The sequence below is a fragment of the Palleronia abyssalis genome (genome assembly GCF_900302445.1).
GTDB classification, from domain to species: domain Bacteria; phylum Pseudomonadota; class Alphaproteobacteria; order Rhodobacterales; family Rhodobacteraceae; genus Palleronia; species Palleronia abyssalis.
This window is the reverse complement of the sequence record NZ_ONZF01000004.1, coordinates 209,049-221,729: the sequence shown is the minus strand read 5'-3', so window position 1 is coordinate 221,729 and position 12,681 is coordinate 209,049. Positions and strand designations below refer to the sequence as shown.

Annotated in this window: 20 protein-coding genes and 1 pseudogene; 6 read left to right on the top strand and 15 right to left on the bottom strand. The window is 66.8% G+C overall.

The genetic code is table 11. The features are described 5' to 3' along the window. Window positions 1–7 precede the first annotated feature (7 nt). The 13 genes and pseudogenes from rpmE to PAA8504_RS11265 form a co-directional block, all read right to left on the bottom strand. Window positions 8–229, bottom strand: coding sequence for a 50S ribosomal protein L31 (gene rpmE, locus PAA8504_RS11325; protein ID WP_108894294.1), 222 nt, complete (start codon window positions 227–229; stop codon window positions 8–10). 87 nt (window positions 230–316) lie between these two features. Then, a pseudogene (gene rplS / locus PAA8504_RS11320) lies at window positions 317–694 on the bottom strand (50S ribosomal protein L19); the annotation flags it as partial. Window positions 695–746: 52 nt separating this feature from the next. Beyond that, the gene (trmD, locus tag PAA8504_RS11315) at window positions 747–1,580 is read right to left on the bottom strand and encodes a tRNA (guanosine(37)-N1)-methyltransferase TrmD (RefSeq protein ID WP_108894293.1); all 834 of its coding nucleotides are present in this window, start codon (window positions 1,578–1,580) and stop codon (window positions 747–749) included. A gap of 38 nt (window positions 1,581–1,618) precedes the next feature. Continuing rightward, window positions 1,619–1,783, bottom strand: coding sequence for a DUF1328 family protein (locus PAA8504_RS11310; protein WP_108894292.1), 165 nt, complete (start codon window positions 1,781–1,783; stop codon window positions 1,619–1,621). A gap of 72 nt (window positions 1,784–1,855) precedes the next feature. Further along, a complete protein-coding gene (gene rimM / locus PAA8504_RS11305; RefSeq protein WP_108894291.1) occupies window positions 1,856–2,362 on the bottom strand; it encodes a ribosome maturation factor RimM in 507 nt (168 codons plus the stop codon). A 77-nt stretch (window positions 2,363–2,439) separates the two neighbouring features. After that, complete coding sequence (gene rpsP / locus PAA8504_RS11300; RefSeq protein WP_108894290.1) at window positions 2,440–2,805, bottom strand: 30S ribosomal protein S16; 366 nt, start codon at window positions 2,803–2,805, stop codon at window positions 2,440–2,442. Window position 2,806: 1 nt separating this feature from the next. Next, window positions 2,807–3,091 carry a chorismate mutase gene (locus tag PAA8504_RS11295; RefSeq protein ID WP_108894289.1) on the bottom strand — a complete coding sequence of 95 codons (285 nt, stop codon included), beginning with the start codon at window positions 3,089–3,091 and terminating at the stop codon, window positions 2,807–2,809. A 174-nt stretch (window positions 3,092–3,265) separates the two neighbouring features. Then, the gene (locus PAA8504_RS11290) at window positions 3,266–3,805 is read right to left on the bottom strand and encodes a GNAT family N-acetyltransferase (protein ID WP_108894288.1); all 540 of its coding nucleotides are present in this window, start codon (window positions 3,803–3,805) and stop codon (window positions 3,266–3,268) included. Next, window positions 3,802–4,332 carry a GNAT family N-acetyltransferase gene (locus tag PAA8504_RS11285; protein WP_108894287.1) on the bottom strand — a complete coding sequence of 177 codons (531 nt, stop codon included), beginning with the start codon at window positions 4,330–4,332 and terminating at the stop codon, window positions 3,802–3,804. Before PAA8504_RS11285 ends, PAA8504_RS11290 begins: the two co-directional genes overlap by 4 nt. Further along, window positions 4,329–4,853, bottom strand: coding sequence for a GNAT family N-acetyltransferase (locus PAA8504_RS11280; RefSeq protein ID WP_108894286.1), 525 nt, complete (start codon window positions 4,851–4,853; stop codon window positions 4,329–4,331). The genes PAA8504_RS11285 and PAA8504_RS11280 overlap by 4 nt, the downstream gene beginning before the upstream one ends. Then, window positions 4,850–6,349 (bottom strand): signal recognition particle protein, encoded by a 1,500-nt coding sequence (gene ffh / locus PAA8504_RS11275; protein WP_108894285.1) that lies wholly within the window; start codon window positions 6,347–6,349, stop codon window positions 4,850–4,852. Before ffh ends, PAA8504_RS11280 begins: the two co-directional genes overlap by 4 nt. A 138-nt stretch (window positions 6,350–6,487) precedes the next feature. Then, the gene (locus PAA8504_RS11270) at window positions 6,488–6,835 is read right to left on the bottom strand and encodes a DoxX family protein (RefSeq protein ID WP_108894284.1); all 348 of its coding nucleotides are present in this window, start codon (window positions 6,833–6,835) and stop codon (window positions 6,488–6,490) included. Continuing rightward, window positions 6,828–7,370 (bottom strand): hypothetical protein, encoded by a 543-nt coding sequence (locus tag PAA8504_RS11265; protein WP_108894283.1) that lies wholly within the window; start codon window positions 7,368–7,370, stop codon window positions 6,828–6,830. The genes PAA8504_RS11270 and PAA8504_RS11265 overlap by 8 nt, the downstream gene beginning before the upstream one ends. Before the next feature lie 121 nt (window positions 7,371–7,491). On the opposite strand from PAA8504_RS11265, the gene PAA8504_RS11260 reads away from it, so the two are divergent. Beyond that, window positions 7,492–8,379, top strand: a complete 888-nt coding sequence (locus tag PAA8504_RS11260) for a LysR family transcriptional regulator (RefSeq protein WP_108894413.1) — start codon at window positions 7,492–7,494, stop codon at window positions 8,377–8,379. Between the two features lie 113 nt (window positions 8,380–8,492). Here the strand turns inward: PAA8504_RS11260 and PAA8504_RS11255 are convergent, their stop codons facing one another. Next, window positions 8,493–8,867: an ArsR/SmtB family transcription factor gene (locus PAA8504_RS11255; protein ID WP_108894282.1), complete on the bottom strand. Its 375-nt coding sequence runs from the start codon at window positions 8,865–8,867 to the stop codon at window positions 8,493–8,495. A gap of 188 nt (window positions 8,868–9,055) precedes the next feature. Between PAA8504_RS11255 and PAA8504_RS11250 the strand changes: the two genes are divergently transcribed. The 5 genes from PAA8504_RS11250 to PAA8504_RS11230 all read left to right on the top strand — a co-directional run bounded on the left by PAA8504_RS11250 (window position 9,056) and on the right by PAA8504_RS11230 (window position 11,655). Next, window positions 9,056–9,412, top strand: coding sequence for an AtpZ/AtpI family protein (locus PAA8504_RS11250; protein ID WP_108894281.1), 357 nt, complete (start codon window positions 9,056–9,058; stop codon window positions 9,410–9,412). Further along, on the top strand, window positions 9,381–10,178 hold the full coding sequence (locus PAA8504_RS11245) for a F0F1 ATP synthase subunit A (RefSeq protein ID WP_108894280.1): 798 nt from the start codon (window positions 9,381–9,383) through the stop codon (window positions 10,176–10,178). The genes PAA8504_RS11250 and PAA8504_RS11245 overlap by 32 nt, the downstream gene beginning before the upstream one ends. 72 nt (window positions 10,179–10,250) lie before the next feature. Further along, window positions 10,251–10,487, top strand: coding sequence for a F0F1 ATP synthase subunit C (locus PAA8504_RS11240; RefSeq protein WP_085853053.1), 237 nt, complete (start codon window positions 10,251–10,253; stop codon window positions 10,485–10,487). A gap of 68 nt (window positions 10,488–10,555) precedes the next feature. Continuing rightward, window positions 10,556–11,101, top strand: coding sequence for a F0F1 ATP synthase subunit B' (locus PAA8504_RS11235; RefSeq protein ID WP_108894279.1), 546 nt, complete (start codon window positions 10,556–10,558; stop codon window positions 11,099–11,101). After that, window positions 11,101–11,655: a F0F1 ATP synthase subunit B gene (locus PAA8504_RS11230; RefSeq protein WP_108894278.1), complete on the top strand. Its 555-nt coding sequence runs from the start codon at window positions 11,101–11,103 to the stop codon at window positions 11,653–11,655. The genes PAA8504_RS11235 and PAA8504_RS11230 overlap by 1 nt, the downstream gene beginning before the upstream one ends. Before the next feature lie 296 nt (window positions 11,656–11,951). On the opposite strand, the gene PAA8504_RS11225 is transcribed toward PAA8504_RS11230, so the two are convergent. Continuing rightward, window positions 11,952–12,611 carry a YiaD family glycine zipper/OmpA-like lipoprotein gene (locus tag PAA8504_RS11225; protein WP_108894277.1) on the bottom strand — a complete coding sequence of 220 codons (660 nt, stop codon included), beginning with the start codon at window positions 12,609–12,611 and terminating at the stop codon, window positions 11,952–11,954. Window positions 12,612–12,681: the final 70 nt, after the last annotated feature.

Below are 12,681 nucleotides of genomic sequence, written 5' to 3'. Positions count from 1 at the left end.
GCTGGGCTTAGAAGCCGAGGCCCTTGTACTTGTTCTTGAACTTCGACACGCGGCCGCCGGTGTCCATGAGGCGGGTCGAGCCGCCGGTCCAGGCCGGGTGCACCGAGGGGTCGATATCCAGCGACATCTGATCGCCTTCGTTCCCCCAGGTCGAGCGCATCTGGACCACGTCGCCGTTGACCAGCTTGATGTCGACCACGTGATAGTCGGGATGAATGTCCTTTTTCATGGTCTTTCCTCAGCTCTCGGGGGTGGCGCGGGGATCTTTGGCCTTGGTGTCCTGGCCAGCGTCCTGCGAGGGGATGTGAGCATGCGCGGCGCCTTTCTTGGGCGCGCGATAGTTGGTCTGCTCGGCGATACGGGCCGACTTGCCGCGACGGTCGCGCAGATAATACAGCTTCGACCGGCGAACCTTGCCTCGGCGGATCACGGTGATCTCGTCGATATTGGTTGAATAGAGGGGGAACACACGCTCCACGCCCTCACCGAAGCTGATCTTGCGGACGGTGAACGATCCGGCGATGCCCTGGCCGTTCTTGCGGCTGATGCAGACGCCTTCGTAGTTCTGCACGCGGGTCCGCGTGCCCTCGGTAACCTTGTAGCCCACGCGGATGGTGTCGCCGGCCTTGAAATCCGGGATTGTCTTGCCGAGCTCTGCGATCTGCTCGGCTTCGAGTTGTGCGATCAGGTCCATGCCTGTCACTCCTATCATTGCCCAGGGTTTATCCCCGGAGGTGTGCGCAACCTCAGAGCTCTCGGTCTTCGTTCGGGTCCCTTCCATGCGCCGCACAGAAAGCCCGCCAGAGATCAGGTCGCCGTTCCTTCGTCAGCCTTTCGGCCATCGCCCGCCGCCAGTCCGCGATCTTGCCGTGATGCCCCGACAGAAGAATGTCGGGAATGTCGCGGCCGGCCCAGCTGGCGGGTTTGGTATATTGGGGATGTTCCAGCAGGTGGTCGGAGAAGGACTCCTCCTCCGTGCTGGCCTGATTCCCAAGCACGCGCGGTATAAGGCGGACCGTAGCGTCAATCAAGGCCTGTGCCGCGATCTCGCCGCCGGTCAGGACATAGTCGCCCAAGCTGATTTCCTCGACCTGGTGGGCGTCCAGAACGCGCTGGTCCACCCCCTCGAACCGACCGCACAGAAGGGTGATGCCCCTGGTCCGGCTCAGCCTTTGCGCGGTGGCCTGATCGAAGGGGCGGCCGCGGGGCGACAGGTAGATCACGGGCCAGTCGGCGGGATCGGTCGGCGTGCCGCCCCGGGCGACGCGCAGGGCCCGGTCCACGATGTCCGGCCGCAGCACCATACCGGCGCCGCCGCCCGCGGGCGTGTCGTCCACGTTGCGATGTTTGCCTTCGCCGAAGGTCCGCAAGTCGATGGGTGTCAGCCGCCACAGGCCTTCGTTCAGGGCCTTGCCGGTCAGCGACAAACCGAGCGTGCCGGGAAAGGCCTCGGGGAACAGCGTGACGATCTTAGCCTCCCACGCACCCTTCACCGACGGCACGTCGGACATCAGGTCCCGTGGCCGTAGCGAGGGGGAGATCGACAGACGACCGTGAGAGCGGGAGGGTGGTTGCGACATGGGCACCGGGTGGCCCCGGCGCCCAGCCTTGTCAAGCGTCAGGCGGCCAAGCCGATGATCCCGAAGAGGATCAGCAGAAGCACGATCAGCGCCACCAGGATGAGTATCTTCGCTCCGGTCAGGGCGATGCCCGAAATACGGCCAAATCCGAGAAGCGCTGCGATGGCCGCAACGGCGAGGAGTATGAGAATGAGTTCAAGCATGTCGGTCCTTTCAGAAAGTCGGTCGAGTGCGACCGTTTGACTCCCCAACGGGAACCGACGCGCGCGCGTTCCTTACCCGTCGAGCAGTCCCTCGGGGGGATCGATCACGATGCGGCGTGCCGTCAGATCCACGGTCGGCACGATGGCGCGGGTGAACGGGACCAGCACTGTTTCGGACTGACCTTTCACCGTGATTTCAAGAAGATCGCCTGGGCCTTGCTCGATCACGCCGCGCACGGTGCCGATGGCGGTTCCGCCCGTGTCGACGACCTCGATACCGACCAGATCGACATAGTAATACTCGTCCTCCTCCGGGGCGGGCAGGCGGTCGCGGGGGACGTAGAGGCGGGCGCCTTTCAGGGCGTCGGCCTGCTCTTTCGTGTCGATGCCGGTCAGGCGCGCGGCGAAGCCGTTCTTGAGGGTCGCGCCAAGGCGAATTTCGACGCTGCGGCCGTCTTCGAGCTGCACGGGAGAGTAGGCGGCGATGGCTTCGGGTTGGGCGCAGAAGCTTTTCAGGCGCACCTCTCCGCGGACCCCGAAAGAGCCGGCGATGGCGCCGATGCAGGTCAGATCGCTCACGTCACACCCTTCGTGGGAGGAGGGGATCCGGCCCGCCGCACGCGGCCCGAATCCCGTTTCGCATCAGTGACTTGATGTCACTCTTCGGCGGTCGCCTCGGACGCGGCAGCGGCCTTGTCGGCCTTCTCCTGGGCGCGTTCCTGCGCTTTCTTGCCCGGCTCGGCCTTCTTCATGTTAGCGCGCTGTTTCTTGGGCAGCACATCGGCGGCCTCGAGGAAGCGGGCGATGCGGTCGGTGGGCTGGGCGCCGTGGCCAAGCCAGTATTGCACGCGCTCAAGGTCCATGATCACGCGACGCTCGTCGCCCTTGGGCAGAAGCGGGTTGTAGGTGCCCAGTTTCTCGACGAAGCGGCCGTCGCGGGCATAGCGCGAGTCGGCGGCGACGATCGAATAATGGGGGCGCTTCTTGGAGCCGCCGCGGGCGAGCCGGATTTTCATAGCCATGTCATTGTTCTCCTGAGATTTTCCGGTGGTTGTCTTTGACCTGATCGACGATCAGGCCATGGATGTGCTGCGCGAAGTCCGGGTCTAGCCCGGCCTCTTTGGCCAGCGTTTCGATGCGGGCGCGCTGGCGCGCCTCGCGGTCGGGGTCGAAGGCGGGCAGCGTGTCCCGAGCCTTCAATGCGCCGACCTTGGCAGTCTGGCGAAAGCGTTCGGCAAGGGTGTGGACGAGGATTTCGTCCAGCCGGTCGATGCGCGCGCGAAGCTGGTCGAGCGTCGGTTCAGCCATGCCATCCCCCCCGAAATTGCGACGGGCAAACGTCCTGCACCCGCCGGATGGCCGTCACGCCCGCGACGGTCACGGGCCGGACATGCGCCGGGCACGCGCCGGACATATGCCGGGCCTCTGTCGGGACGGTGTGACGGTTGGCACCGCGCGCAGGATCAAGGATGCGTAAAGCGATCATCTGGGATCCCCCACGTGGCGAAAGACGAGATCCGCGGGATCGGGGCGGTCGGCCGTCACGTCTTCCTCTCCGCCCAGACGCCGGGCGACGCCGGCGCTGCCCGCGTTGTCGGGCGAGACGTAGGAGACCAGCGAGGCCGGCCGAAGCTCGCGACGAATCCAGTCGAGGAACGCGGCGGCCGCCTCGGTCGCGTAGCCGTGCCCCTCGTGCCCGTCATAGAGCATCCATCCCAGTTCGAGGTCCGGAAATGCGGGGATGTCGTTCAGCACGACCTGACCCACGGCGATCCCATCCTCGGCTCGGGTGATCGTCAATGCGCCGGCACCGGTGACAGCCCAGCCCCACATGTCGGCCATGAACATCCCCCAGGCGACATTCGCGCCGAACGGACCACCCATGTGGGTGGCGCGGGGGCCCGTCATGATCTGGCGGTAGGCGTCCCAGTCGGCGGTCTGCGGCGGGCGCAGGACCAGACGCGGGGTCGAGAGCGTGGGCGCCGCGCCGGGGCGGCCGATGCGGGGGAACGGCAAGCTCATCGCGGCGCCTCGGGGGTGGGGTGGACCCAGATCTCGCAAACCGGATTATGCGCGGCGCGGGTGCCGTCCGTTGTGGCGCCAAGGCGCCGGGCCACGGCCTGGCTGGGCCCGTTTGCCGGGTCGATATAGCTGACCAGGCGCGCGGGCGGCAAGGTGTCCCGGCCCCAGTCGCGGGCGGCGCGGGCCGCTTCGGTCACGAAGCCCTGACCGCGGTCGGTGAAGAGGGTCCAGCCGATCTCGCGATCCGCGTGGACGGGCGGGTGATGCAGACCGGTCATGCCGATGACGCGGCCGGTGTCGCGCCGTTCGATCATGAACCAGCCATAGCCCATCAGCGCCCAGTGACCGGACAGCGCGGCGAAGACGCGCCATGTTTCCTTGCCCGTGAAAGGGCCACCAACAGAGGCCGAGTCGTCGCTGGCGTAGAACGCCGCGTGCGCGTCGCGATCCGCCATCCGGGGCGGGCGCAGCGTCAGGCGGTCGGTCGTCAGGACCGGGCCGTCGATGGGGGCGCGCAGGGCGGTCATGCGGCCTCCGGCGCGGGGTGGCGCATGATCGTCAGAACCTCGTCCTCGAACGGGAAGGACCCGTCGGGGGTGCAGCCCATGCGGTTTGCCAGCGCCATGGAGCGGGCATTGTCGGGCGCAACGGCGCTGATGACGGTGCGCCAGCCGAGACGGTCGTAGGCATAGGCGCGGGCGGCCTGCGCGGCGGCGAAGGCGATGCCGCGCCCTTCGGCATGAGCATAGACTGTCCAGCCGATCTCGGGCTCGGGCCAGTCATCGGGGTGATGCAGGCCGACGAGGCCCAGCGGTGCGTCCGTCGTGCGGTCGGCCACGATCCAGCGGCCATAGCCGCGCAGGACCCATTGGCCCGCCGCGCTGCACAGATGCAGCCAGGCCGAGGCGCGGTCCTGCCACGGGCCGCCGACGGCGCGCGAGCGGTCCGACGCGCGGAACGCGGCATGCGCATCGAGGTCGGTGGCCTGCGGCGCGCGCAGGACAAGATCGCCGGTCTCGATCCGGGGTATGACGGTCGTGTCGTTCACTTCTTCTTGCCGAAGCCCGAAAGACCGGGGGGCAGGCCGCCGCCACCGCCGAAGGGATTGCCGCCGCCGAAGCCGCCGCCGGGCATGCCCGGCATGCCGCCCTTCTGCATCTGGGCCTGTGCAGCGGCCATGTCGGCCTCGGACGGGCCGCCCTTGCCGAACATCCCGGCCATGGCCTTCTTCAGCATCCCGCCCTTGCCCATCTTCTTCATCATGTCCGCCATCTGGCGGTGCATCTTCAGCAGCTTGTTCAGATCGGACACTTCCATCCCGGCACCCTTGGCGATGCGCTTCTTGCGGCTGGCCTGAAGCAAGGCGGGATTGGCGCGTTCCTTCTTGGTCATGGACTGGATCAGGGCGATCTGGCGGGTCAGGACGCTATCGTCCATGCCGGATTGTTCGACCTGCTTGGCCATCTTGCCCATGCCGGGCATCATGCCCATCATCCCTTCCATGCCGCCCATCTTGATCATCTGCTCAAGCTGCATGCGCAGGTCGTTCATGTTGAACTGACCCTTCTGGAAGCGCTTCATCATACGCTCGGCCTGCTCGGCCTCGATGGTCTGCTGGGCTTTCTCGACCAGGGCCACGATGTCGCCCATCCCGAGGATGCGGCCGGCGATGCGCTCGGGCTCGAAGGTTTCCAGCGCGTCCATTTTCTCGCCCAGACCGACGAACTTGATCGGCTTGCCGGTGACAGCGCGCATCGACAGGGCCGCACCGCCGCGGCCGTCGCCGTCCATCCGGGTCAGCACGACGCCGGTGACGCCGATCTTGTCGTCGAACTCGGTCGCGACGTTGACCGCGTCCTGGCCCGTCAGGCCGTCGACGACCAGCAGCGTCTCGCGCGGGTTGGCGATGTCGCGCACCTCGGCCGCCTGGGCGATCAGCTCTTCGTCGATGTGAAGGCGGCCGGCGGTGTCGAGCATGTAGACGTCGTAGCCACCCAAGCTGGCCTGCGTCTTGGCGCGGCGGGCGATCTGGACGGGCGTTTCGCCCTTGACGATGGGCAGGGTGTCGACGCCGATCTGGACACCCAGGATCTGCAATTGCTCCATCGCGGCGGGGCGGTTGGTGTCGAGGGATGCCATCAGGACGCGCTTGCGGTCGCGGTTCTTCAAGCGCAGGGCCAGCTTGGCCGTGGTCGTCGTCTTGCCCGAGCCCTGGAGGCCCACCATCAGGATCGGGGCGGGGGCGTCGTTGATGCGAAGCTGGCCGGGTTCGGCGTCGTCGCCGCCCAAGACGTGGACCAGTTCGTCATGGACGATCTTAACGACCTGCTGGCCGGGGGTGACCGACTTGGTGACGGACTGGCCGGTGGCCTTGTCCTGCACCGCCTTGACGAAATCGCGCGCCACGGGAAGGGAGACGTCGGCTTCCAGAAGGGCGACGCGGACCTCGCGCAGGGCGGTCTTGACGTCCTCGTCCGAGAGGGCGCCTTGCTTGGTCAGGCGGTCGAAGACGCCGGAAAGGCGGTCTGACAGGTTCTCGAACATGGGCGTCCCCTTGTTACATACGGCAAGCGCCCCCGCGGGCGAAACTCGCTGGCGGGGGGCGATCCCGACGGCATGCCGGGACCGAGAGCGCGGGACTCTCGGAATCGAGGGCGGAGGTAAGGCCTGCGGGCGGCGCTGTCAAGCGCGGCGGGTGCGGGCGCGGACGTCCATAAGCAGCAGGATCAGGGTCAGCACCCCCAGGATCGCAATGTGCAAAACCGGTGGGCCGACCAGCAGGGTCTTGGCGGTGAAGCCGACGACCATAGTAGCGATCAGGACAGCCGCTGCGGGCAGGGCAAATGGCGTCCAGAGGGCCAGCGCCCCCAGCGTTTCAACGGTGCCGGTCACATAGCGCGGCCATTGCCCGAAGCCGAGCGCGTCGTAAAGCGCGACGGCCGCGGGCAGGCCCAGCAGCTTTTCCAGCCCGAAATAGAGGAACGCGAGCGTGAGCGCACCCCTCAGGATCGGGCGGAGACGATCAGTCATCCTTGTGCGCAGCGGCGACCACGGTGTCGAAATTGTCCTCGCGGTGCTTTTCGATATCCGCGGACAGGCTGTCGAGGCGTTCGGACACGCGCGTCAGCTCGTCGGCGACTTCCTCGTCGCTCCAGTAGTTGGTCACGGCATCGCGGGCCTCGCGCAGCTTGTGGGGTGCGAAGATGGCCGTCAGCGCTGCGGGGATCAGCAGTGCCGCCGCGATGCCGCCGCCGATCATCGCCATAGGCGAAGGGGTGGATGGCATCGAGGGCATGGACGGCATGTGCGAGGTCCATGACGACTGATGGCGGGGCAGCTGCGCCTCAAGGCGATGGGTCAGCTCTTCCAGGCGATGCGCGATGCGACGGGTGCGGGTGTCCACGTCGGCGGTGGTGTCGTCGAACAGGCTGTGGACGCGGTCGCCGATCTCGTGGCCGATCCGGCGGGTCCGTTCAGGATAGGCCGCGGCCGCAGCAGCGGCGAGCGCGGCGGGGATCAACGTGGCGGCGGCGGCGATGGCGGTGTTGCGGGTGGCGGGTGTCATGTCTCGCTCCAGTTATGTGTGCGACCAATACGCGGGAATGGGGGAGGGTTCCGTTCCCATCGCGGCACGATTGCGCTACCGGGTCGATGGCGGGGCTGCGCGGAAGGAAGAGACGATGGCGATCAACACGTGGGACGAGGTGCGAACGGCGTTTCAGGTCGCGCGGATCGGGACGGTCAGCGGTGCGGCCGAGGTTCTGGGCGTGCACCATGCGACGGTCATCCGTCACATCGACGCGCTGGAGGGGCAACTGGGCGTCAAGCTGTTCCAGCGCCATGCGCGCGGCTATACCCCGACCGAGGCCGGACGCGACCTGTTGCAGGTGGCGCAGGCGACCGACGACCAGTTCGCGCAACTGGCCGGACGGCTGAAGGGACAGGGCGAGGGGGTGACGGGCGAACTGGTGGTCACCTCGCTGGAGCAGTTGTCGCCCCTTCTGACCCCGGTGCTGGTCGCGTTCCGAGCCGAGCATCCTGACCTGAAGGTCCATGTCTTGCCGGGCGAACGGGTGTTCCGCCTGGAATACGGCGAGGCCCACGTGGCGATCCGCGCCGGCGCGGCGCCGCAGGATCCCGACAACGTGGTCCAGCCGTTCGGCAAGCTGGAATTCGCGATGTGCGCCTCGAAAGGGTATATTGACCGGATGGGGATGCCCGAGGGCGAGGCGGATCTGGCCCGCCATGTCTTCGTCGGCCCCGAGGACCCGGCGTCACGCGCGCCGTTCTATCGCTGGTTGGCGGGGGCGGTGCCGGCCGACCGGATCGTGTTCCGCACCACGGCCGGGAGGGCGGCACTGGACGCGGTGACGTTCGGCGCGGGGATCGGCTTTGCCACCCGCGCGGCGGTGGAGGCGAGCCCGGACCTGGTCGAGGTCTTCCCCCCGCGCGATGACTGGTCCGTGCCCTTGTGGATCGTGACCCACGTGGACCTGCACCGCAGTGCGAAGGTGCAGACGTTCCTGACCTTCCTCAAGGCACATGCGAAGGACTGGTCGGGGATCAGCGTCTGAGATTTCCGAGGCGTTTGTCGCCCCGTGGCGCGTTTCGGGGTCGTCGCGCCGGACCTGGGCCGGCGGGATCTGGGTATTTTGCCAAGGGTGAAGGAAAGGCGCCGCGCGCCGCGTCAGGCGGGGTCGCTGGGCGGGCTTTCGGACTTTGCGTCGCCCTCGGGCGTGGGGGAGAGGTCCTCGGACGCGAGGAAACGCTCGAACGCGTCGAGCTCGATAGGGTCGAACTGGCCGAAGCCCTGCATCCAGACCGACGCGGCCCGGAGTGCGCCCGGATCGAGCTTGCACCAGACCAGCCGCCCGCGGCGTTCCTGGGTGATGAGGCCTGCGCGGGTCAGGATCGCGAGGTGTTTCGACACCGCTGCCAGCGAGATCGGCAATGGCTCGGCCACGTCGGTCACGGCCATGTCGTCCTCGAGCAGCATGGCGAGGATGCGGCGGCGCGTGGGATCGGCCAGCGCCTGGAACACGAGGTCGAGCGGGTCGGGCATGGCCGCCTTGATCGCCCGCGCGGATCGACTTGGCAAGGGCGCGCCGGGCGTCGTTCAACCGGTTCGTTGAATATGGGGGTGGCGGGGCGAGATAGGCAAGCCATTGATTTTGCTTGCCTCAGGGCGTCTTGACGCGTCAGGCCCCCCGCCATAGTGTCCGCCGCGACTGTCGAGGGGATGTTCCGCCCATGGTGGACGAGGACACGCGGGCCCGCATGGCGGCGCTGGAAAAGCGCCTGGCCGAGCGTAAGCGCCGTGATGCGCCACCCCCGAAGACAACGGGACAGGGCTATTCGGGGGCGGAGGTCGCCTATCGGATGGTCATCGAGCTTGTGACCGGGTTGGTCATGGGCCTGGGCATCGGGTACGGGTTGGATAGCCTTTTCGGCACAATGCCGATCTTCCTGGTGCTGTTCGTGTTCGTGGGCCTCGCGGCCGGCATCAACGTGATGATGCGCACCGCGAAAGATGTGAAGCTGGGCGAGACGCCGCCCGATGAGACGAGGGACGACGATGGCGCAGAGCGAAGCCGCGACGATAGTTGAGACCGGCGCCGAGGCCGCGGCCCATGGTGGCGGATCGGGGTTCAACATCCATCCGATGGACCAGTTCGTCGTGCAGCCCCTGTTTTCAGACGGGGCAGTCAGTATTTTCACCGTCACCAATGCGACGCTTTGGATGGCGATCGTGGTGCTTGCCACAGCGCTGATGCTGATCGTCGGCACCCGCGGGCGCAACGTGATCCCCAGCCGCGCGCAGTCGCTGGCCGAGCTGTCCTATGGCTTCATCTACAAGATGGTCGAGGACGTGACCGGCCGGGACGCGGTCAAGTACTTCCCCTATATCATGACGCTGTTCATGTTCATCGTGCTGGCGAATTTCCTGGCGCTGATCCCGGGCAGCTTCTCACCCACCTCGCATATCGCCGTTACGGCCGTGCTGGCGCTGCTAGTGTTCTTCGGCGTCACGATCCTGGGCTTCGTGCTGAATGGGGCGTCGTTCCTGCGGCTGTTCTGGGTGTCCTCTGCGCCGCTGGCGCTGCGCCCGATCCTCGCGGTGATCGAGCTTGTGTCCTACTTCGTGCGGCCGGTCAGTCACTCCATCCGTCTTGCCGGCAACATCATGGCGGGCCACGCTGTGCTGAAAGTGTTCGCGGGCTTTGCCGGTGCGCTGGGCGTCTTCGCGGTCGTGCCGGTCCTCGCGATCACGGCGATCTATGCGCTGGAGGTTCTGGTGGCGTTTATCCAGGCCTACGTGTTCACCATCCTTACCTGCGTGTACCTCAAGGACGCGCTTCATCCCCATCACTGATCCCGGGGCGGTGGGTTGTACCCACCCTACGGGACCTTGAAACGTTTGCTTCCAATCCAAGGAGAGAGTTCAATGGAAGGCGATATTTCGACCCTCGGTCAGTTCATCGGTGCGGGCCTTGCGGGCCTGGGTTCCGGCATCGCGGCGCTCGGCGTCGGCAACGTTGCGGCGAACTTCCTGAACGGCGCGCTGCGCAACCCGTCGGCTGCCGCGTCGCAGACCGCCACTCTGTTTATCGGCATCGCCTTTGCAGAAGCCTTGGGGATCTTTTCGTTCCTCGTGGCACTTCTGCTGATGTTCGCCGTCTAAGACGGGCCTGACCTCTCCGACGCCGGGGGCTTTCGGGCCCTCGGTCGACCTTTATCCGGGAGACGCCGATGGCAACCGATCCGAGAGAGTCCGTGCTGGGCGAAGGCGACGCTGTCGCCAGCGGGATGCCGCAGCTCGACCCGTCCTCTTACCCCAACCAGATCTTCTGGCTGTTTATCGCGCTGATCGCGATCTACTTCATTCTGTCCCGCGTGGCGCTGCCGCGCATCGGGGCCGTCCTGGCCGAACGTCAGGGCACCATTACCAACGACATCGCCGCCGCCGAAGAGCTGAAGCTGAAGGCGTCCGAGGCCGAGAAGACCTATGAGAAGGCGCTGGCCGACGCACGGTCCGAAGCGAATCGTATCGCCGAGGAAAACCGTGCCGAGATGCAGGCGGAACTGGACGAGGCGCTGAAGCGCGCCGATTCCGAGATCGCCGCGCAGCAGGCCGAAAGTGAACGTCGCATCGCCGAGATCCGCGACAGCGCCGCCGAGAACGTCGAAGCCATCGCGCGCGAGACCGCACTGGCGCTGGTGGATGCTCTGGGCGGTCAGCCCGACAGCAGCCGCGTCGACGCGGCCGTCAACGACAAGATGGGAGGGACCGCGTGATGCGCATCCTCGCGACTTTGCTTGCCCTGGTGCCGGTTCCGGCACTTGCGGCCACGGGGCCCTTCTTCTCGCTGCAGAACACCAATTTCGTGGTGACGCTGGGCTTCATCGTCTTCATCGGGATCCTGCTCTATTACCGGGTGCCGTCGACGCTGATCTCGATGCTCGACAAGCGGGCGGAAGGGATCAAGGCCGACCTCGCCGAAGCGCGCGGTCTGCGCGAAGAGGCGCAGACTCTGCTGGCCTCGTACGAGCGCAAGCAGAAGGAAGTGCAGCAGCAGGCCGACCGCATCGTCGCCTCGGCCCGGGAAGAGGCGCAGGCCCAGTCCGAGCAGGCGAAGGCGGATCTGCAGCGATCGGTCGACCGGCGGCTGGCCGCGGCCAAGGACCAGATCGCCCAGGCCGAGGAAGACGCCAAGCGCAACGTCCGCAACCGCGCGGTCGAAGTGGCCGTGGCGGCCGCGCGCGACGTCCTGAAGGAACAGATGGACGGCGAACGGGCCAACAAGCTGATTGATGATTCGATCAAGACGGTCGGTGCCAAGCTGCACTGATCTCGTTTACAGACGAATGATAAGGCCCGGGGCGCAAGCTGCGGGCCTTTTTCTTGTGCGTTGGGCATCCGGCTTTGGCGGACGGCGACTCGCGGGATCCCGATCCCGCGCATTGCTGAAAGGTCGTGGTGAGACGAGGATCGCATTGGCCGCGATCACGGCCCGGACATCGGCCGCGTGGGGTCGACACCGCGCCGAACCTTGGAGCTGGACAGGCGGGCGACGGTTGGGCCGCCCGAAACAAAAAGGCCCCGCCGCGGGATGCGACGAGGCCTTTTCGTAGAATAAGGGCCGGATCAGTTCGTCGGGCGGATGACGACCGACACGCGGCGGTTCTGCTGGCGGCCGGCGGCCGTGTCGTTCGTCGCGATGGGCTGGCTTTCGCCGTAGCCCACAGCGCGGAGACGCGCGGGGGAGACGCCGTTCTGGACAAGGATCGAGCTGACGGCTTGGGCGCGGCGCTGCGACAGATTCTGGTTGTAGGCGTCCGATCCGGTCGAATCGGTGTGGCCCTGAATTTCGACGACGGAGGCGTCGTACTTGTTCAGGCTGTTGGCCAGAAGCTGCAGGTCGCCGCGCAGGCCGGGCTGAACCGCGGCGCTGTCCGTGGCGAACAGGATGTCCTGCGGCAGGCGCACGATCAGCTCGTTGCCGGTGTTCTGGATCACGATGCCGGTGCCCAGCTGCTGGCGCAGCTCGCGCTCTTGCGCATCGAGGAAGGCACCGCCGACGGCACCTGCGCCGCCGCCCACGACGGCGCCGATGGCCGCGTTGCGCAGGCGGTCGTTGCCGTCATCGGCATCCAGCGCCGCGCCGGCCAGCGCACCGCCGACCGAGCCGATCAGCGCGCCCTGGCGGGTCCGGTTCGGGTCGTTGGGGCCCTGCGAGGTGACGCAGGCCGTCAGACCCAGAACAGCGGTCGAGGCCAGGATAAGGGGGGTCTTGAAGGAAATCATGAGTGTCCTCTGGAATTTGGCGAGACGCACATCTCGGCGCAGATACATAGGCGGATCCGCGCCAGTGAAC